An 18,186-nucleotide genomic window follows, 5' to 3' on the forward strand; every position below is an offset into this window, starting at 1 on the left:
TACTTCCAGACGATCACGCCGTCCTTGTCGAGGTCGAGGGCGTAGACGATGTTCGGGAAGGGGGTGTGCACGTACATCATGTTGCCGATGACGAGCGGCGAGCCTTCGTGGCCGCGCAGGACACCGGTCGAGAACGTCCAGGCCACCTGCAACTGCTTCACGTTGCTGGCGTTGATCTGGTCGAGCTTCGAATAGCGCGTATTGGCGTAATCGACCGTCTGCAGAACCTGCTGGGCCGGATCGGCCGAGCGCTTCAGGACGTCGTCGTTGGCGAAGGCGGGGGCCGAAGCCACCAGACCAGCGCCGAGTGCGAGAAGATGGACCGCTCTCATGCATTCCTCCGACAAGTCTTTGACACAACTGGAGAGCAGTTCGACCTGCTTCCGTTTGCGCGACCTGTTATTTGCGACAGGGATAGTTCACTTCGATAGAGTCTCCTAAGCGGTTGTTTCCGCGAAACTTTCGCCTCAACCACCGCCTGCTCTCCCGGTCGCCGCTACCCCTTTGCGGCGCCCCTCCGAACCGAAGCTTGAATGAACTCTAAGAAAAATCTCGGCGGCGTCAACTCGATTGAGCAAGCTTGAGCATGGTCTGCATCAAGTCCTGGTGAACGAATGTCTTCCCCGGCAGGCATTTCATGCACCTGCACAAGGAAATGCTGCATTGCAAAATCGCCAAGTTCAAAGACAAAAGCATTTGTAAGCCGCAGGCGCTTCTTATGCACTCCATGCATGAGCTCGGCCTGGCATGCCAGATTCTCTCTCTTGCAGCAGAGACCATTGGTGGAAACGACCGCTTCGTCCCACGGAAGGGCAAGTTTCACCATTCGAAATAAGCATTATTTTGCCTGCTCGCAAAATAGATCGAGTGCCCCCTGCATGTGCGGAAACATCGATTGGGCGCCATTGGATCGGGCGCTGCGTTGTCTCGCCGCATGAGTACGTAGCGCGCCGCGCATGCGCCTTACGTCTTGTGCGCATGTGCATAATGTTGCGTCGGCGATATCTTGCGCCTCATGCAGGACGGTAAACGCCGTTCAAGCGGCGATGACGCCCGGAAAGCGATTCGCCAAATCCTCGCGCATGGCCTCCGACCATGCCCGGTCGCGTCTGTTACGAGGCCGGTCGAGGGTCACGTCGGCGAGCAGGCTCGCTGGGCGCGCGGAAACGAGCAGAAGCCGGTCGGCGATCTCGATCGCCTCCGCGACGTTATGGGTGACCATCAGCACGCTCATCCCTTCGCGCCCCACCGTCTCCACCACGATCTCCCGCAGGGACGCGGCGGCCCTGTCATCCAGGGACACGAAGGGCTCGTCGAGCACCAGGATGCGGGGACGTAGGGCCAGGGCGCGGGCGAGGGCCACGCGACGCGCCATGCCCAAGGAGAGCTTTCCCGGATAGCGGCTGCGCCACGGCGTCAGCCCGAGGGATTCGAACAGGCCGTCGAGATCACGCCCCCGCTCCGGGCGGGGCAGGCCAAGGCGGACGTTCTGCTCGACGCTGCGCCAGGGGAGGAGGCGAGGCTCCTGGAAGACCATGGCGATCCCCGCCTCGCGCGGATCGGGAGTCACCGCGCCCTCGTATGCGTCGTCGAGGCCGAGCAGGATGCGCAGGGTGGTGGTCTTGCCCGCCCCGGAGGGGCCGATGAGGCAGGCGATCTCCGAGCGGCGGATGGTGAAGGAGAGGTCGCGCACCGCCTCCACCGGCTCCGGCCCATCGGCGCCGTAGACTTTGCGGAGGATGGAGACGGAGAGAGCGTCCGCCATCTCAGCGCCAGCGCCGGACATACGCTTCGAGGCGCTGGAGGATGAGGATGTCGATGGCGATCATGACACTCATGAAGACGACGCTGTAGCCGATGATGGCGGCCACGTTCAGGCTCTGAACGAAGTAGAAGTTGATGGCGAAACCGACGCCGTTCGGCCGCCCGAGCAGCTCGATCACCAGCACGATCTTCCAGGCCAGCGACAGGCCGGACCGGGCCGCGGCCACGACGAACGGCTGCAGTTGCGGCACCAGGACGTGGGCGATCCAGGTGCGGCGATCGAACCGGTAGGTCCGCGCCATTTCCTCGAGCCCCGGATCGAGGCCCCGCGCGCCCTCCCGCACGATCACCGCCACGTTGGGCAGCTTGTTGAGCACCACGGCCAGTACCGCGGCCCCTTCGTTGAGGCCGACCCAGATATAGGCCAGCACGGTGATGACGAGGGCGGGCGTATTGAGCAGGATGAGGAGCGGCGTGTCGAGGGCGAGGTTCAAGCCCTTGAGGCGTCCGAGGGCAATCCCGAGGAGCACGCCGAGCCCCATGGCGATCATGAAGGAGACGCCCACCCGCGTGAGGGTGATGCCGACATTGCGCCAGAGATCGCCGCTGGCCGATTCACTGACGATGAAATCGAGGATCGCGAGCGGTGCGGGCAGGAGCCGCGATCCCGCCAGGCTTGCCGCCACCTGCCAAGCCGCCAGCAGCAGCAGGACGGAGACGAGCCGGGTCGCCACCCCCATGGCGTTGGAGCCGGGCCGGATCAATGTCCGCCGTGCCGATCGGAGAGGCCGCAGCGGCTCAACCGTTTCCGGCCCCGTCGAAATACAGGCCGGGGGGCAGGGTCGTCCCCGCCCCGACGAGGCGCTCGCCGCCGAGCTTGGACAGAACGCCGAACAGGCGCTCGCCGTCGCCGCGCTCGGTGGCGATGGGCCGGCGCGGAATGCCGGCGAGGAAGTCCCGCTTCAGGGCCTCGAAGGTCGGCTCGTCATCGGCCGACATCAGCGGTCGCACCACCTCCCAGGCGGACGGGTCGTTGGCGAGCATCTCCTTGGCGGTGCGCGAGGCGCGGGCGAAGCCGGCGATCGCCTCGGCCTTGCCCGAGACCGTGCTCCCTTCGAACAGGTAGCCGATGAGGGCGATGGAGCCGGTGGCGCCGAAGGCGCGCATGATGTCGTCGGAGCCGATGATGCGACGAAACCCCTTGGGCTCGAGCCGTGCGCAATAGGTCCAGTAGAGCAGGGCTGCGTCGAGTTCTCCCTGTTCCAGCTTCAGTGCCAGGAGGGGCGGCGCGCCATAGGCGATCTGCGCCTGAGATTCGAGGTCGATCCCGGCGGCATCCTTGGCCTGAGCCTTGAGCAGCAGCCAGTTCTTGTCGAGGGGCCCTCCGGCGATTCCGAGGCGTTTCCCGACGAGATCCTTGAGGCCTGCGATGGAACTGCCGGGCGGCACCATCAGCGATCCCTCGGTGGTGGAATAGGGGATGAAGCGCATCGCCCTGCCCTCGTTGCCGAGGCGGGCGGCCCAGAGCAGGTCCCCCACGATGGTGTCGACCTGACCGCCGAGAAAGGCGATGCGGGCGGCGTCGTTGCCGGCGAGCTTGACCACATCGAGGGTGAAGCCGTTGGCCGTGTCGAGGCCGCGCGCCTTGATGATGGCGGCCTCCCAGGACACGGTGCCGAAGGGCAGGCTGCCGACGCGCACGCTCGCCGATGCGGCCGCCACCGCGCCGGCCATGGGCCAGAGCGCCGCCGTCGCGAGCAATCCGCGCCGTGACAGCATGAGCATCGTCTCCCTGGGACCGGATTTTGAAAGCCCGGATTTTGCCGTTCGACGGCCTCATCGCTGAGACTGCCCGGCGGTTCTTATATTTAATAGGGTCTCACATCTCCGTCGTCCACCGACGCGCGCCATGGTCGAGTGGCCGCAGGTGACGAGCTCGGACGACCGGGGGCAGAGAATCCGAAAAACCCGAGCTCCGGAAAACTTGCCGGACTACGCTGCTCGGGGCAGGGTCCGGACCCGGAATGCCTCCGGTACCAATCACGACATCCAGTCGCTGGATGACATCCACCTCACCCAACAGGAATGCAGGCCATGGCCGGATCACGCGAAGACGTTATCGACGACGCCACCATCGCGGAGCGTTTGAGCGCCGAGCTGCCCGCCTGGACCTACGAGGATGGCTGGATCCGGCGGACCTACAAGACAGCGAGCTGGAAGAGCACGCTGATGGTCATCAACACGGTGGGGCACCTCGCCGAGGCCGCCTGGCACCATCCGGATCTCACCGCTTCCTATGCCTGGGTCGAAGTGCGGCTGATGAACCATGCCGCCAAGGGCATCACCGACAAGGATTTTGCCCTGGCGAAGAAAATCGAGGAGGTCGTGGGCTGGCAGCCCGGAACGGAAGGCCAAGGCCTGGAGGGCACGCCCGGCGACGCGCGCTTCGCTTATATCAAGTACGACAAGTAGGGCTTACCGCGCCTCCTTCACTCTCCGGCACTCGGTCTTGAGATAGGCGGTCTTACCGATCTCCTCGTTGAGATCGGTGCGGGAGATGATTTCCTGCCAGCCGTTGGTGCAGCCGAGTTCGTTGGAAACGCGGACCTTGCGCACCTCGCTCGCCTTGTCGTCCGAACAGGCCTCGATCGGGATCGCGTTGGCGCAGACGAGCACGACGGCGATGAAGGTGTTCATGACAGGCTCCGGTGCGAGGTGGGGCCGTGCCCCTCGGCCCTCTACGTCGGACGGAGGGCTTCGGTTTCGCGTGAGCCCGCTCTCTCGAAGATGATCGGAGAGTCGAGGCCTGCCCCTCACCCCAGATCGACGAACCTCTCGGCCGAGTAAGTCGCCCCCTCCACCGGGTTGGCGACCCAGCGGGTGCGGCCGACGCGCAGGTCGTGGCCGGAGTGGAAATGGCCGGAGACCCAGAGATCGGGCCGGCTCGCCTCGGGGAGATCGTCGAGAGCGGTGGTGGCGTAGAAGGCCGGCACCCACCAGGGCACGCCGGGCGTGGCCCGGAACGCGTCGGCCGCCAGTGGACTGGCCGGATGGTGGGTGACGACCACGGTAGGGCCGGGATGCGGCACGGCGAGGGCGGCGGTCAGCTCGGCCTTCTGGGCGAGATGCGCCGCCATGGCGTCGGCGGGCGACCAGACCGTGCCGTCACCCTTGCGGATCGACCCGCGAAACTCTCGCGAACCGGTCACCGGATCGGTCATCCGCGCCGCGGCGAAGGCGACGGGGTCCGCCGGGTGGTCGGCGACGGTCTCGTCGAGCCAGCGACCGGCCAGCGACCAGTCACTCCAGAGCGTAGTACCGACGAAGCGGATTCCATCGAGGACGACGCTGGCACCGTGGTTGAGGAGGTGGACCGGACCGCCCTCCCCCGACGTGTTGATCCGCGCCACCTCGGCCTCCAGGGCGGCGATCAATTCGGGCGCGGTGCGCGGGTCACCCGTCGGCGCATAATGTTCGTGGTTGCCCGGCACGAGCACGATGGGACGGCCCTGCGCGATCTGTCGCAGGGCGGCGAGGCCGAGTTCGGGCCGGCCCTCGTAAAGATCGCCGGGACAGACCAGCACGTCGAACGCTTCTGCCGGCCGCGCGATCGTCTCCGGACGCCGGCGCTCGAGATGCAGGTCGGAGATCGGGAACAGGCGCATCTTTCAGAACCTCATCGTCTTGGCGATACCGGGCATCGGCGCGGCCGGGCGGCGGGGCACGTTCTCACGCGACGGGATGCGCCGCGCGCCATTCGGCACGGGCGGCCTTGAGGATGTCCACGGCCGAATCCGCGTTGAGCACGGCGATGCCGGCCGCCGCCACGAGATCGGGCCAGGGCGAGAGGGTGAGCGCCGTGACGAGGCCTGCGCCGATGATGGCGAGATTGGCAAAGGCATCGTTGCGGGCCGAGAGATAGGCTGCCCGGGTCAGGCTTCCCCCGCCCTCGCGGTGACGCGCCAGCATCATGGCGCAGACGAGGTTCACGCCGAGGGCGCCGAGGCCGGCAAGGGTGAGCGGCAGCGGCGCGGGGGGCGCCATGTCGGAGACCTTCTCCAAGGCGGCATAGGCGGTGGCGAGTGCTGGCAGCAGCAGGATGCCGGCCAGCGCCATGCCGAGCCGCGCCCGGTTTCGCAGGCTCCAGCCGATCCCGGCGAAGATCAGCAGGTTGAGCGCCGCATCCTCCAGGAAATCCAGGCTGTCGGCGATGAGCGCAAGGGAGCCGATCGCCAAAGCCACGGCGATCTCGATGCTGAAATAGGCGAGGTTCAGTCCCGCCACCCGCAGGACGACCGGGCGCAGGGTGGCGTGACCTGCCGGGGTGGATGCGTCGGTCATCGGCTCTCAGGATCGGCTCTCGAAAAAGTCTTTGCTCTTGGACCGACGACGACAGGCCTGTCGAGCCGCGATTTTCGGCGTGCTTGCGCTGGATTTGCAGCAGCGCTTGTGCGACGCGACACGTCGGATGCGGGGCCAAGTCCCGTGAGTACGACGTGAGACGGGGGGAGACCGACCGATGATGCCAGAGCTGCGCGTCCTGTATTTCGAGGATCTCGAGGTCGGATTGTCCGAAACCTTGAACAAGGTCATCGCCTCCTCCGACGTGGTGGGCTTCGCCGAGATCACCGGCGATCGCAACCCGATCCACCTGTCCGAGCACTTCGCCGCCCGCACGCCTTTCGGCACCCGCATCGCCCACGGCCTGTATACGGCCGGGCTGATCTCGGCCGTGCTCGGCACCCGCCTGCCCGGCCCCGGCGCCATCTACATCAGCCAGACCCTGAACTTTCGCGCGCCGGTCCGCATCGGCGACACCGTCCAAGTGACGGTGGAAGTGGCTGAGCTCGTCCCCGAGCGCCGCCGCGCCCGGCTCAAATGCACCTGCTCGGTGGCGGGTGAAGTCGTCCTCGACGGAGAGGCCCTGGTGAAGGTCCCGACCAAGGAGGAGGCCGACCCGCTCGCCATCCGCATGGGCGGCCGCCCCGCGAACGCGTAGCGCGCATACCCCTCTTTCCGCATGCGGGAAGAGGGGCAGCTCCGGCCATGCGCATCATCTGCCAGGGCATAGGATGCGGCCAGCGGTGACACCCATCCCCATCGACGACCCCTCCGACCCCCGCATCGCGGCCTATGCCGCCATGCGGGAGCGCGACCTGATCGGCCGCGAGGGCCGGTTCATCGTGGAGGGGGAGGTGACCCTGCGGGTCCTGCTCTCGGGTGCCGCGCGTTTCCCGGCCGAATCACTGCTCCTCAGCCACGAGCGCTTGGCGCCCCTTTCCGATGCGCTCGCCGCCCTGTCCGCTTCGGTGCCGGTCTATACGGCCTCGAAGGCGGTGATGAGCGCCATCGCCGGCTTCCCGATCCACCGGGGCGTGATGGCGGTGGCCTCGTGCGGAGAGCCCCCACCTCTCGTCCTGCCTCCGTCCCCGGCGCCCGTCACGATGGTCGGGCTCGTCGGCTTGACCAACCATGACAATGTCGGCGGCCTGTTCCGCAACGCCGCCGCGTTTGGAGCCACCGGCATCCTTCTCGATTCCGCCACCTGCGACCCGCTCTATCGCAAGGCGATCCGGGTTTCGGCGGGCGCGGCGCTGATCGTGCCGTTCGCGCGGCTAGAGGCGGAGGCCATGCTGCACTTCGCGCAGGCCAACGACCTCGTCCCCCTGGCATTCAGCCCGCGCGGGAAGGCGGTGCTCGCGGACCTGCCGCCCTCGCCGCGCACGCTTCTGCTCCTCGGCACCGAGGGGCCGGGGCTGTCGCACGGCCTGATGGCGCGCGCCCGAACAGTGCGCATCCCCATGGCACCGGGATTCGACTCGCTGAACGTGGCGACAGCGGGAGCATTGGCGCTCCACCATCTGGCGATGCAGGCACGCGACAATCCGCACCCATTGTCCCGCTGGTGATGCCGGTCGAGATTAGGCGGCAAGCTAGGCCGGTGCGTCGGGGATTCCGGACGCCGCGACCTTGAGCTTGGAATGAATCTCGATACCCCTTACGGGAGGAACGATCCGCCGTAGGGGGCCTGTCGCCGAAGGAGTTCAACGCGTTGCTTCAGTCTCGGGATGGCATGCGGACCTTGTCCGGACGCCGCGTCATCATCGTCGGCGCCGGCCCCGGGGGATTGGCGACGGCGCTGCTCCTCGCACGAGCGGGCATCCACGTCACGGTGGTCGAGAAGGACCCTGCCGTCGGCGGCCGGACCAAGACGGTGGAGGCGCCCGGCGGCTACCGCTTCGATATCGGCCCGACCTTCTTCCTCTATCCACAGATCCTCGCCGACATCTTCGAGACATGCGGCGAGCGTCTCGAGGATCACGTCAAGCTGGAGCGGCTCGATCCGCAATATCACCTCGTGTTCGAGGGCAAGGATGCGGAGGGCAGGAACGGGGTCTCGGGCGAGATCCGTGCCACCGGTGACATGGAGCGCCTCGAGGCGGAGATCGCCCGCATCGCCCCGGATGACGCCAAGAACGTCCGCAAGTTCTTCGCCGACAACCGGGTGAAGCTGAAATTCTTCAAGCCCGTGCTGGAACAGGCCTTCCACACCCTGCGCGCCATGGCCTCGCCGGCCATGATCGCCGCCCTGCCCCACCTCCATCCCGGCCGCAGCGTCGACAAGGACCTGCAGCGCTACTTCAAGGACCCGCGGGTCCGCCTCGCCTTCGCGTTCCAGACCAAATATCTCGGGATGTCGCCGTTCCGTTGCCCGAGCCTGTTCACGATCCTGTCGTTCCTCGAATACGAACACGGGGTCTACCATCCCGTCGGCGGCTGCGGCGCGGTGTCAGAGGCGATGGCCGGGCTCGCCCGCCGCATGGGCGTGGACATCCGCCTCGACACTTCGGTCGACCGGGTGATCTTCGATGGCAAGAAGGCCACCGGGGTGGTCTGCGGGACAGAGACCCTGAAGGCCGACGCGGTGGTCATCAACGGCGATTTCGCCAAGGTCATCAAGGATTTGGTGCCGCAGACGCATCGCCCACGCTGGCGCGACGCTAAGATCGGCAAGGCCCGCCTCTCCTGCTCGACCTTCATGATGTATCTCGGGATCGAGGGGAAAGTGCCGGCGGCGCTGGGCCACCACACGATCTTCCTGTCGGAGGAATACGCCCGCAACATCCGGGAAATCACCGAGGGCACTCTGCCGATGCAGCCCTCCCTCTATGTCCAGCACGCGGGCTACACCGATGGCGGCATGGCGCCGGCCGGCCATACCAGCCTCTACGTCCTCGTGCCGGTGCCGAACCTGAAGTCGGGGATCGACTGGCCCTCCACCCGTGAGAGTTACCGCCGCCTCGTCCTCGACCGGTTGAAGCTGCTCGGCCTCGACGATATCGAGGATCGCATCCGCTACGAGCGCATCGTCGACCCGTCGCAATGGCGCGACGATTTCTTCGTGTATGAGGGCGCCACCTTCAACCTCGCCCACGACCTGATGCAGATGTTGTATTTCCGCCCTCACAACCGGTTCGGGCCAGGGCTCTACCTCGTGGGCGGCGGCACGCATCCGGGTTCGGGCCTGCCGGTGATCTACGAGGGCGCGCGCATCACCGCCCGCCTCCTCATCGAGGAGCTCTCCGCCGGGCGCGTCGGCGCGGAGGCCGCCGGCATCCCCACCACCCAGCCGCTCGCCACGTCGGGCGAGGCTTCATGAGGCGTTTCTTCGCGACCGCTTTGGCGCTGGCCTTCGTCATGCCTCTCGATCCCGCGCGGGCAGCCACCGTCGAGGTCGTGGTGGAGGGAATCGAGCCGGGGGCGGGTGCGGTCTACGTCGCTCTGTGCCAGGGCGGCCTGTCGGAGACCGAGTGTCGCAATGGGCAGGACGTTCTCGCCGACGGCAGGAACCAGCGGGTGATCCTCACGGGGATCGAACCCGGCGCCTACGCGGTGGCGGCCTATCAGGATCTCAACGGCAATCGTCGCCTCGACCGGACGGGCCTTGGCCTTCCCCTCGAACCCTATGGCTTTTCCGGCGAGGCGGCGCGCGCGCGACCGGATTTCGCCCGTGCGCGCGTCGTCGTGCGCGAACCGGGTCTCGCCCTGCGGGTGCGCCTCGTCCGCGCCCTGCCACCCCGCTGAACCCGCCCAGGATGAGTCCGGGACAGGAGCCCCTGGTCATGGTCCGGGGCGCCGTCCTCGCCTATCGCGGGCATCGGGTCCTGCGGGGCGTCGATTGCCGGATCGAGGCGGGCGAGACCCTCGCCCTGCTCGGCCCGAACGGCGCCGGCAAGAGCTCGCTCATGCGCATCGTGGCCGGACGATTGCCGCCGGAGAGCGGCACCGTGCGGATCGCCGGCGCCGATCCGTTCCGTGAGCGCGAGGCACGGCGCGCCATCGGCTGGGTTCCTCAGGAAATCGCCCTCTATCCACGCCTCACCGTGGCGGAGAACCTTTCCGTCTTCGCGCAGCTCTCGGGGATCGGTCGGCGTGAACGCAAGGCAGCGGTCCAGGCCGCCCTCGATCTGGCCGATCTCGCCGAGGTGGCGCGGCGTCCGGTGGGCCACCTGTCCGGCGGCTACCAGCGCCGGGCCAATATCGCCGCGAGCCTGATGGCGCGGCCGCGCCTCGTCCTCCTCGACGAGCCGACCCAGGGAGTGGACCTGCACGCGCGCGCCGCGATCCATGCGGTGCTCGCGCGCCTGCGAGAACAGGGCGCCGCGATCCTCATCGCCACCCATGATTTCGCCGAGGCCGAACGCCTCGCCGACCGGGTCGCCATCCTGGCGGACGGGCGGCTCATCCATGAAGGCCGGCTCGCCCTCCTCCTCGAACGCATCCGCGCGGAAGTGCCCGAACACGAGGTGGCGCTCACCAATCCCGCCGGCCCGGACGCCGTGGCCGCCCTGCGCCGGGCGGGATTCACCCCTATCGATACCGGACTGACCTGGAGGGCGAGCCACAGGGCCGGGCTCGACGGGACCGCGCTCCTCGTCAGCCTGCGGGCGGAAGGCGTGCCGGTGGGGGAAATCCGCATCCGCGCGCCGGGCCTGGACGCGATCTATCGCGAGGCCCTCGACCGGGCCGGGCCGGACCGGGCCATGCCTCTCTGCACGGGACACGAGGCATGATCACCGCCGCCTTCCGGGTGATGCTGATCAGCCTTCGGCGCGACCGCGCCGCCCTGGTCATGGCCTTCGTCCTGCCGACCGTGATCTTCATGATCTTCGCCGCGATCTTCTCGGGCGCCATCGGCGACCGGATCCGCATCCATCTCGGTCTCGTCGACCTCGCCCGCACGGCAACCACCGAGCGGCTGATGACGGCCCTGGAGGCCGACACCTCCCTGCGCATCGAGCGTCTGAAGGCCACCGATCTCGCCGGGGCGACGAGCGCGGTCCGGCGCGGGGAGGTGGACGCCGCCCTGGTCCTGCGCGGCGACCTCGACGCGCCCGTGGCCGGAGCCCCGCCCGAGGCCGCCCAGCCCGTGGTCCTCATCGAGAACCCCGCCCGGGCCCTGGCCACGCCGATCGCGCTCGGCCAGTTGCAGCGCATCCTCAACGAGGCCCTGCCTGACGTCGTCCTCGCCCGGATCGTCGCCGACGTGGAACGGTCGGGCAAGATCGGGCCGGACGAACGCGCCTTCCTCAACTCGGCCTTCGCCGAGCAGCGCGCCCGCAAGGAGCCGTTCTCCTTCGCCTCCCTGGTAGAACGCCAGAGCACCGCCTCGGGCCGCACCAACGAGCGGGTGAGCTATTATGCCGGCGCCATCACCGCCGTGTTCCTGCTGTTCGCGGCCATGCAGGGAGCGATGTCCCTGGTGGAGGAGCGGCAATCGGGCCTCGCCGACAGGCTCATGGCCGGGCCCGGAGGGCTCGCCGTGGTGGTGGTGGGGAAGTTCCTGTTCCTGGTGATCCAGGGCGTGGTCCAGGCCGGGCTGATCTTCGCCGCCGCCGCCCTGGTCTACGGGGTCGAGATCGGCCCGCACTGGCCGGCCTGGATCGTCACCTCGTTCCTCGTCTCGGCCATGGCGGCGGGGTTGGCGCTCGCCGCCTGCGCGGCGGCCAATACCCGCCAGCAGGCACATCTCGCGTCCACCTTCGGCGTTCTACTGCTCTCGGCGGTGGGTGGCAGCATGGTCCCACGCTTCCTGATGCCGCCCTGGCTGCAGCAGGTCGGCTGGCTCACCCCCAACGCCTGGGCGATCGAAGCCTATCAGACGGCGCTCGGCGAAGGCATGGCCGCGGCCATGCCGGCCTGGGGGGTGATGATCACCGTGGCGGCCTTGGGCCTGGTGGCCGCGGTGGGGTTGGTGGCGCGCCGGGTGGTGTGAGCCTGCGGGCGTCACCTCGAACCCGAAACTGGCCGCCTCGGACCTCCAATCCCCGCTCACGGCCCTGAAATGGGCGATAACTCCGGCGGCGCGACCGGTTAGCGCGTTGACCACGCGGCGATCCGGTCTAGCTTCACCCGTGAGGCGCGGCATCGGCCGGGCCCAGGGAGTGACGATGAACATGCGGATCGGGTCTTCGGTCGCCGTGGTCGGCGCAGGGTTGGGCGGCCTCGCGGCGGCCTGCGTCAGCGCTGCGCGCGGCCACACGGTCACTCTCTACGACAAGAACGATTGGCTCGGCGGCAAGGCAGCGGTGTTGCACGAGGGCGGCTTCCGCTTCGACATGGGCCCGACCATCCTCACCGTGCCGAAGGTGCTGGAGCGTATCTTCCAGGAAGCCGGCCGCAACATCCACGACTATCTCGACCTGCGCCGCCTCGATCCGCAATGGCGCTGCTTCTTCGACGACAACACCCATCTCGACCTCATGGCCGACGTGCCCACCATGGCCGCCGACATGGAGCGTTTCGCGCCCAATACCGGCGCCGGCGAGGGCTACAAGAAGTTCCTCGAAATCTCCGAGCACCTGCACGACGTCTCGAACAAGTTCTTCTTCTGGAAGCCGGTGGAAGATCTGTTCGACACGATCAACATCCGCGCCAACATGAATCCCGGTACCCTGCGGGACGTGCTCTCCCTCCGCATGGGCTCGTCGGTTGCCGGCACCATCCGCTCGAAGGTCAAGGATGCGCGCCTCGCGCAGATGCTCGACCATTTCGTGCAATATGTCGGCTCGTCCCCCTACGGCGCGCCGGCCGTGCTCTGCGCCATCGCCCACATGCAGACCGCCGAGGGCGTCTGGTACCCGATGGGCGGCACCCGCGCGGTGGCCGAGGCGCTGACGAAGCTCGCCTCCGAACTCGGCGCGACCCTGCGGCCTGGCGACGAGGTCACCGGGCTCGCCATCGAGAAGGGCACGGTGAAGGGCGTGAAGACCGCCGCCGGCATCACCCCGTTCGACGCGGTGATCTCCAACATGGATTCGGTGCGGACCTACCGCGAGCTCGTCGGCGGCGATGTCGGCAAGGCCTACGAGAAGAAGAGCTTCGAGCCGGCCTGTTCCGGCGTGGTGCTCTATCTCGGCCTGAACAAGCGCTACGACCACCTGAACCACCACGATTTCGTCTTCTCCCGCGATCCGGAGGAGGAGTTCGACTACATCTACCGCAAGGGCGAGCCGGCCCCGGACCCGACCGCCTATCTCGCCGCCCCCTCCTCCACCGACCCGTCGGTGGCTCCCGAAGGCGGCGAGGCCCTCTACGTCCTCGTTCACACGCCCTATCTTCGGCCGCATCACGACTGGTCCAAGATGTTCCCGGCCTACCGCCAGGTCATCCTCGACAAGCTCAAGCGCACCGGCCACATGCCGGATCTCGAAGAGCGCATCGTCGTCGAGCGCCATCTGACGCCGCAGGACATCCACGAGCGCTACAAGGTGCTCAACGGGGCGATCTACGGCCTCGCCTCGCACGGCAAGTTCATGGGCGCGTTCAAGCCGGGCAACCGCTCGCGGCAGGTGCGCGGCCTGTATCTCGCCGGCGGCGCGGCCCATCCCGGCCCCGGCATGCCCATGGTGATGATGTCGGGCTGGATCGCCGCCGACGCGCTCGATTCCGACGCTCGGCAGGGTGGGGCGACCGGTAGCGAGGTACGGCAGAGCGCGTGAGGCCAGCGGCGTCCCCGGCCCGACCGGCTCCCCGTCATTCGCCGCTGATCTGGCGGTTCATGGTCGGGTATTTCGACCGCTTCCTGCGCCGGCACATGAACGCGCTCCGGCTCGCCCGCTGGGGCGCGCCGGATTGTGCCGGTCATGCCGGCCCCATCGTCGTCGTCCTCAACCATCCGTCCTGGTGGGACGCGGCCGTGGTGATCCTCCTGGCCGGCCGCCTGTTTCCCGAGCGGACGAGCCACGCCCCGTTCGATGCGGCGGCGCTGGAGAAATACGCGGTCTTCGGGCGAATCGGCGCGTTTCCGGTGGATCTCGAATCGCTGCGCGGGGCGGCGCAGTTCCTTGCCCATTCCCGCGCGATCCTCGGCGCGCCCGGACAGATGCTCTGGATCACGGCGCAGGGACGCTTCGTCGATGTCCGCGCCCGCCCGCTCGACCTGCGCGCGGGTGTGGCGAGACTCCCCGAGATCGCACCGGACGCGCTGTTTGTGCCCCTGGCCCTGGACTACGCCTTCTGGGAAGAACGAGGCGCTGAAGCCTTCGCGGCCTTCGGGACGCCGGTGCGAGGTGCCGACCTCGTCGCCCTGCCCCGGCCGGAGCGGCTGGCACGGATGGAGGCAGACCTGACCGCCACCCTCGACCGGCTCTCCGCGGACGTCGTCGCCCGCGAGCCCGACCGCTTCACGACCCTGACCTCCGGCGGCAAGGGTATCGGCGGAATCTATGACGGCTGGCGCCGGATGCGGGCTATCCTCACCGGTCGCCGCTTCGACCCCGCCCATCGCCCCGAGGGAGACAGAGCCCCGTGACCCTCGTCCTGGCGCTCGTCGCCCTCGCCTTCGCCCTCCTCCCCGCCATCCTGGCCTGCGCGAACCTCATCGCCTTGCGCACGCCGGAGCCGGAAGCGGCGCAGGACGGGCTAGTTTCGATCCTGATCCCCGCTCGCGACGAGGAAGGCACCATCGTCGACACGGTGCGGGCCGCGCTGGCGAGCACCGGCATCGCCGTGGAGGTGCTGGTGGGGGACGACCATTCCACCGATGGCACGGCGGGCCTCGTCCGCGCCCTGGCGCAGACCGATCCCCGGCTCCGGCTGGTCCCCGTGCCCGCCCTGCCCGAGGGCTGGACGGGGAAGAACCACGCCTGCGCTGCCCTCGCGGCCGAGGCGAGGGGCGGGCAGCTCCTCTTCATCGACGCGGACGTCTCCCTCGCGCCCAGTGCCGCGGCAGGGCTCGTCGCCCATGCCCGCGCCACCGGGGCCGCCCTGGTGAGCGCCGTGCCGCGTCAGATCATGCGCAGCCTGGGCGAGCGGCTCACCGTGCCGATGATCAATTTCCTCCTCGTCGGCTACCTCCCCGTGCCGATGATGCGCGCCTCGCTCCGTCCGGCACTCGGCGCCGCCTGCGGCCAGCTCGTCCTGATCGACCGCTCCGTCTACGGTGAGACCGGCGGCCACGGCGCCATCCGCGGACTCCTGCATGACGGCGTGTTCCTACCCCGGATCCTGCGCCATGCCGGGCATCGGACCGACCTCGTGGCCGGGCACGCGCTCGCCACCTGCCGGATGTACCGGAACCTCGCCGAATCCTGGGCCGGCTTCTCGAAGAACGCCCATGAGGGTATGGCCACGCCCCGTGCCCTCCCCGTCTGGACGCTGCTCCTGCTCGCGGGTCATGTCCTGCCGCTGCTGCTCGTTCTCGCCGCCGCCTTCGGCCTCGCGACTCCGACGGCCGGGCTGGTGGCGCTCGCTGCCCTCGTCGTGTCGCTCGCCACCCGCGCGGCGATCACCCTCATCACCCACGAGCCGGCCGCGACCATCCTCCTCCACCCGCTCGGGGTGGTGGTGGCCCTGGCGATCCAGTGGAACGTGCTGCTGGACCCCAAGCGCGCCGGAGCGGCGGTGTGGAAGGGGCGAAGCTATCCGGTGAAGGGGACGAAGACGCCCCATTCCCAGCCGTAGGCGAGGCCGGGTTTTCAAGCGGTACCGTCGCCTGCCGGCTGTTCCCCGGCTGACCGGCCGCGCACAGGATTTCTATCCCCGCGACCAAAGGATCGGCCCGGCATCACGACGACGCATCGGCTGAACCGGAGACCGCCGGAGCGTGGAACGAAGTATACCAAGTGTTTGTTTTTTTTGACGTAAATATCAAAAAACTCTTGGTTTTATAATTTATGCAGATCGAATACTCGGATCTACGCGGCACGACATTGTCTACCCCGACAGGGATCCGATCATAGCCTGCCCGTGCCGGTCAAACAGCTCGGAATGCGATGGCTTCGATCTTCTGCCTTCCCGTCATCGTCGCGGCCAAGTCGGTGAAATTATTTTTCCCGACTGTGGTGGATGAAAAATCCTGCTCATCCGTGAGGCGTTTCGGAGCAAAATTTCGCGAATTCTGGATGAATCCTCTTGGGCTCATGCATTATGGTGCTTGCAAGCCAATCTGATATGCCAAATACTGAATACCAGCCAGCGACCTCTGATCTCGACGATCACTTGCCGCGGCCAAGGAAGCCGATGCGCTGGGGTGCCTCGACCACCAAGCCTTCAAGTATCCATGTCCATGATCAGGGAGAAAGCTCATGGCGACGTCCGTGACCGCGCCCATAGCGGTGCAACCTTCAAAGCGGTGGCTCCAACTTATTCTCGGCGTTGCCTGTATGGTCGCCGCGGCGAACATCCAGTACGCCTGGACTCTGTTCGTCCCGGAAATTCAGAAGACGTTCGGCTGGGACCGCGCCGCGATCCAGGTCGCGTTCACGATCTTCGTCGTGGTGCAGACATGGCTGACCCCGATTGAAGGCTATTTCATCGATAAGTACGGCCCGAGCCGGGTCGTGATGTTCGGTGGTCTGATGACCGGCCTCGCCTGGGTCATCAACTCCTACGCCACCTCGCTCACCGGCTTCTATCTCGGCTCCGTGGCGGGCGGTATCGGTGTGGGCTGTGTCTACGCCACCTGCATCAACAACGCCCTGAAATGGTTCCCGGACAAGCGCGGCCTCGCGGTCGGCCTGACGGCGGGCGGCTACGGCGCCGGCTCGGCCCTCACCATCCTGCCGATCGCCAGCATGATCTCGCACGGCAGCTACGCCCAGGCCTTCTTCATCTTCGGCCTGATCCAGGGCGCGGTCATCATGCTGGCCGCCATCGGCCTGCGCTCCCCGGCCAAGGACCAGGTCATCTTCTCGACCAAAGTCCTGCAGACCCGGCGCGACTACACCCTCGGGGAAGCCCTGCGCACGCCGGTCTTCTACGTGATGCTGCTCATGTTCACCTGCACGGTCACCGGCGGCCTGATGGCCGTGGCCCAGCTCGGCGTCATCGCGCAGGATCTCGGCGTGAAGGAGTTCCAGGTCAACCTGTACTTCTTCGCCATGGCGGCCCTGCCCTTCGCACTGATGCTCGACCGGATCATGAACGGCATTTCGCGGCCGCTCTTCGGCTACATCTCCGACCGGATCGGGCGTGAGAAGACGATGTTCATCGCCTTCACCATGGAGGGTATCGGCATCGTCGCCCTGGGTTACTTCGGCTCGAACCCCTGGGCCTTCGTGATCCTGTCGGGCATCGTGTTCCTGGCCTGGGGCGAGGTCTACTCGCTGTTCAGCGCCACGGCCGCCGACACGTTCGGCTCCAAGCATATCGGCAAGATCTACGGCGTGCTCTACTGCGCCAAGGGTTTCGCCGCCCTGTTCGTCCCGGTGGGCAACCTGCTGATGCAGGCCACCGGCACCTGGGCGACGGTGCTGTACACCGTGGCGGTCATGGATCTCTTCGCCGCCTTCCTGGCCGTGGCCGTCCTCCGGCCGATGCTCAAGCGCCACCACGTCGCCAACGGCTCGGTCACTCCGGCGGGCGCCCTGGCCCACGCCTGATCCCCGGCTCGTCCCGCCCGACCGGCGGGGCGAGCCCGGCACGACCGAAGGAGCCGATGACCGGCTCCTTCAGCGACCGGCCTCGATGGCGCCCCTCCGAGGAGCGCCATCTCCGGCCCGGCACACGGTGCGCCATCCTGTCCGCCGCCCCCGTGTTGCCCCATGCGCCGTCATGTCCAACTCTGCTCGGCTACCGCCGGAGTGCCCGAGATGAACATCGCCGCCATCCTCGCCCTGCAGAGCATTCCGTTCGCGGCCCTGGTGCTCGCCACGGCCGGTGCCAACCGCGACCTCTTCGCGGTGCTGTATGTAGCGGCCTTAGGCCTGACCTTATCGATCATCATCTTCGGCGACGGCTATCATGCACTTCCGCTGATGCCCGGCGTGTCCGGCGGCAACCATCGCTGAGAAGCCCTCAGCCAGGTTACAGGCACCGGAACGGCGCCCCCCCGTCCCATTCCCGACACTCACGCACCTTCCCGATGACCGGCTGGCCCCTCGTGCGACCGCAGAGTGGCCTTCATCCGCAGATCCGCGT

19 protein-coding genes and 1 pseudogene are annotated in these 18,186 nt (G+C 67.6%); 12 read left to right on the plus strand and 8 right to left on the minus strand.

From position 1 onward, the window contains the following. The 5 genes and pseudogenes from IPV08_RS06115 to IPV08_RS06135 form a co-directional block, all read right to left on the minus strand. Window positions 1-332 (minus strand): annotated as a pseudogene (locus IPV08_RS06115) (PQQ-dependent dehydrogenase, methanol/ethanol family); the annotation flags it as partial. A 164-nt stretch (window positions 333-496) separates the two neighbouring features. Continuing rightward, complete coding sequence (locus IPV08_RS06120; RefSeq protein WP_207411182.1) at window positions 497-826, minus strand: hypothetical protein; 330 nt, start codon at window positions 824-826, stop codon at window positions 497-499. A gap of 210 nt (window positions 827-1,036) precedes the next feature. Then, window positions 1,037-1,786 carry an ATP-binding cassette domain-containing protein gene (locus IPV08_RS06125; RefSeq protein WP_207411183.1) on the minus strand — a complete coding sequence of 250 codons (750 nt, stop codon included), beginning with the start codon at window positions 1,784-1,786 and terminating at the stop codon, window positions 1,037-1,039. After that, entirely contained in the window at window positions 1,767-2,504 is a 738-nt protein-coding gene (locus IPV08_RS06130) for an ABC transporter permease subunit (RefSeq protein WP_056425907.1), read from the minus strand. Before IPV08_RS06130 ends, IPV08_RS06125 begins: the two co-directional genes overlap by 20 nt. 58 nt (window positions 2,505-2,562) lie before the next feature. Next, window positions 2,563-3,543, minus strand: a complete 981-nt coding sequence (locus tag IPV08_RS06135) for an ABC transporter substrate-binding protein (protein ID WP_056425909.1) — start codon at window positions 3,541-3,543, stop codon at window positions 2,563-2,565. 315 nt (window positions 3,544-3,858) lie between these two features. Between IPV08_RS06135 and IPV08_RS06140 the strand changes: the two genes are divergently transcribed. Further along, on the plus strand, window positions 3,859-4,236 hold the full coding sequence (locus tag IPV08_RS06140) for a 4a-hydroxytetrahydrobiopterin dehydratase (RefSeq protein WP_207411184.1): 378 nt from the start codon (window positions 3,859-3,861) through the stop codon (window positions 4,234-4,236). A gap of 3 nt (window positions 4,237-4,239) precedes the next feature. On the opposite strand, the gene IPV08_RS06145 is transcribed toward IPV08_RS06140, so the two are convergent. From IPV08_RS06145 to IPV08_RS06155, 3 genes are all read right to left on the minus strand, one after another. Beyond that, entirely contained in the window at window positions 4,240-4,461 is a 222-nt protein-coding gene (locus IPV08_RS06145; protein WP_056425532.1) for a hypothetical protein, read from the minus strand. Between the two features lie 116 nt (window positions 4,462-4,577). Further along, window positions 4,578-5,429 carry a metallophosphoesterase gene (locus tag IPV08_RS06150; protein WP_207411185.1) on the minus strand — a complete coding sequence of 284 codons (852 nt, stop codon included), beginning with the start codon at window positions 5,427-5,429 and terminating at the stop codon, window positions 4,578-4,580. A gap of 64 nt (window positions 5,430-5,493) precedes the next feature. Further along, window positions 5,494-6,105, minus strand: coding sequence for a cation transporter (locus tag IPV08_RS06155; RefSeq protein WP_207411186.1), 612 nt, complete (start codon window positions 6,103-6,105; stop codon window positions 5,494-5,496). A gap of 178 nt (window positions 6,106-6,283) precedes the next feature. On the opposite strand from IPV08_RS06155, the gene croR reads away from it, so the two are divergent. The 11 genes from croR (at window position 6,284) to IPV08_RS06210 (ending at window position 18,056) form a co-directional block, all read left to right on the plus strand. Next, window positions 6,284-6,763, plus strand: coding sequence for a 3-hydroxybutyryl-CoA dehydratase (gene croR, locus IPV08_RS06160; protein ID WP_056425543.1), 480 nt, complete (start codon window positions 6,284-6,286; stop codon window positions 6,761-6,763). Window positions 6,764-6,836: 73 nt separating this feature from the next. Next, the gene (locus IPV08_RS06165) at window positions 6,837-7,673 is read left to right on the plus strand and encodes an RNA methyltransferase (protein WP_207411187.1); all 837 of its coding nucleotides are present in this window, start codon (window positions 6,837-6,839) and stop codon (window positions 7,671-7,673) included. Window positions 7,674-7,816: 143 nt separating this feature from the next. After that, window positions 7,817-9,424: a phytoene desaturase family protein gene (gene crtI, locus IPV08_RS06170; RefSeq protein WP_056425549.1), complete on the plus strand. Its 1,608-nt coding sequence runs from the start codon at window positions 7,817-7,819 to the stop codon at window positions 9,422-9,424. Beyond that, window positions 9,421-9,849, plus strand: a complete 429-nt coding sequence (locus IPV08_RS06175; RefSeq protein WP_207411188.1) for a DUF2141 domain-containing protein — start codon at window positions 9,421-9,423, stop codon at window positions 9,847-9,849. The genes crtI (IPV08_RS06170) and IPV08_RS06175 overlap by 4 nt, the downstream gene beginning before the upstream one ends. Window positions 9,850-9,860: 11 nt before the next feature. Further along, on the plus strand, window positions 9,861-10,838 hold the full coding sequence (locus tag IPV08_RS06180) for an ABC transporter ATP-binding protein (protein ID WP_207411189.1): 978 nt from the start codon (window positions 9,861-9,863) through the stop codon (window positions 10,836-10,838). Then, window positions 10,835-12,040, plus strand: coding sequence for an ABC transporter permease (locus IPV08_RS06185; protein WP_207411190.1), 1,206 nt, complete (start codon window positions 10,835-10,837; stop codon window positions 12,038-12,040). Before IPV08_RS06180 ends, IPV08_RS06185 begins: the two co-directional genes overlap by 4 nt. 181 nt (window positions 12,041-12,221) lie before the next feature. Beyond that, a complete protein-coding gene (crtI, locus tag IPV08_RS06190; protein ID WP_207411336.1) occupies window positions 12,222-13,766 on the plus strand; it encodes a phytoene desaturase family protein in 1,545 nt (514 codons plus the stop codon). A 59-nt stretch (window positions 13,767-13,825) separates the two neighbouring features. Next, the gene (locus tag IPV08_RS06195) at window positions 13,826-14,578 is read left to right on the plus strand and encodes a lysophospholipid acyltransferase family protein (RefSeq protein ID WP_207411191.1); all 753 of its coding nucleotides are present in this window, start codon (window positions 13,826-13,828) and stop codon (window positions 14,576-14,578) included. After that, window positions 14,575-15,729 carry a glycosyltransferase gene (locus tag IPV08_RS06200; RefSeq protein ID WP_207411192.1) on the plus strand — a complete coding sequence of 385 codons (1,155 nt, stop codon included), beginning with the start codon at window positions 14,575-14,577 and terminating at the stop codon, window positions 15,727-15,729. Before IPV08_RS06195 ends, IPV08_RS06200 begins: the two co-directional genes overlap by 4 nt. A 623-nt stretch (window positions 15,730-16,352) precedes the next feature. Beyond that, window positions 16,353-17,648, plus strand: a complete 1,296-nt coding sequence (gene oxlT / locus IPV08_RS06205) for an oxalate/formate MFS antiporter (RefSeq protein ID WP_056425573.1) — start codon at window positions 16,353-16,355, stop codon at window positions 17,646-17,648. Window positions 17,649-17,858: 210 nt separating this feature from the next. Beyond that, window positions 17,859-18,056 carry a hypothetical protein gene (locus IPV08_RS06210; RefSeq protein WP_056425576.1) on the plus strand — a complete coding sequence of 66 codons (198 nt, stop codon included), beginning with the start codon at window positions 17,859-17,861 and terminating at the stop codon, window positions 18,054-18,056. Window positions 18,057-18,186 lie beyond the last annotated feature (130 nt).

The organism is Methylobacterium sp. SD274, from assembly GCF_017355285.1.
Lineage (GTDB): Bacteria > Pseudomonadota > Alphaproteobacteria > Rhizobiales > Beijerinckiaceae > Methylobacterium.

Bases quoted from the DNA above. Each gene is read 5' to 3' on its own strand.
- IPV08_RS06175 (WP_207411188.1), top strand. From the start codon at position 9,421: ATGAGGCGTTTCTTCGCGACCGCTTTGGCGCTGGCCTTCGTCATGCCT.
- IPV08_RS06125 (WP_207411183.1), bottom strand. From the start codon at position 1,786: ATGTCCGGCGCTGGCGCTGAGATGGCGGACGCTCTCTCCGTCTCCATC.
- IPV08_RS06180 (WP_207411189.1), top strand. From the start codon at position 9,861: ATGAGTCCGGGACAGGAGCCCCTGGTCATGGTCCGGGGCGCCGTCCTC.
- IPV08_RS06155 (WP_207411186.1), bottom strand. From the start codon at position 6,105: ATGACCGACGCATCCACCCCGGCAGGTCACGCCACCCTGCGCCCGGTC.
- IPV08_RS06210 (WP_056425576.1), top strand. From the start codon at position 17,859: ATGAACATCGCCGCCATCCTCGCCCTGCAGAGCATTCCGTTCGCGGCC.
- IPV08_RS06145 (WP_056425532.1), bottom strand. From the start codon at position 4,461: ATGAACACCTTCATCGCCGTCGTGCTCGTCTGCGCCAACGCGATCCCG.
- IPV08_RS06120 (WP_207411182.1), bottom strand. From the start codon at position 826: ATGGTGAAACTTGCCCTTCCGTGGGACGAAGCGGTCGTTTCCACCAAT.
- IPV08_RS06165 (WP_207411187.1), top strand. From the start codon at position 6,837: ATGCGGCCAGCGGTGACACCCATCCCCATCGACGACCCCTCCGACCCC.
- IPV08_RS06135 (WP_056425909.1), bottom strand. From the start codon at position 3,543: ATGCTGTCACGGCGCGGATTGCTCGCGACGGCGGCGCTCTGGCCCATG.
- croR (WP_056425543.1), top strand. From the start codon at position 6,284: ATGATGCCAGAGCTGCGCGTCCTGTATTTCGAGGATCTCGAGGTCGGA.
- oxlT (WP_056425573.1), top strand. From the start codon at position 16,353: ATGGCGACGTCCGTGACCGCGCCCATAGCGGTGCAACCTTCAAAGCGG.
- IPV08_RS06185 (WP_207411190.1), top strand. From the start codon at position 10,835: ATGATCACCGCCGCCTTCCGGGTGATGCTGATCAGCCTTCGGCGCGAC.
- IPV08_RS06150 (WP_207411185.1), bottom strand. From the start codon at position 5,429: ATGCGCCTGTTCCCGATCTCCGACCTGCATCTCGAGCGCCGGCGTCCG.
- IPV08_RS06140 (WP_207411184.1), top strand. From the start codon at position 3,859: ATGGCCGGATCACGCGAAGACGTTATCGACGACGCCACCATCGCGGAG.
- IPV08_RS06130 (WP_056425907.1), bottom strand. From the start codon at position 2,504: ATGGGGGTGGCGACCCGGCTCGTCTCCGTCCTGCTGCTGCTGGCGGCT.
- crtI (WP_207411336.1), top strand. From the start codon at position 12,222: ATGCGGATCGGGTCTTCGGTCGCCGTGGTCGGCGCAGGGTTGGGCGGC.
- IPV08_RS06195 (WP_207411191.1), top strand. From the start codon at position 13,826: ATGGTCGGGTATTTCGACCGCTTCCTGCGCCGGCACATGAACGCGCTC.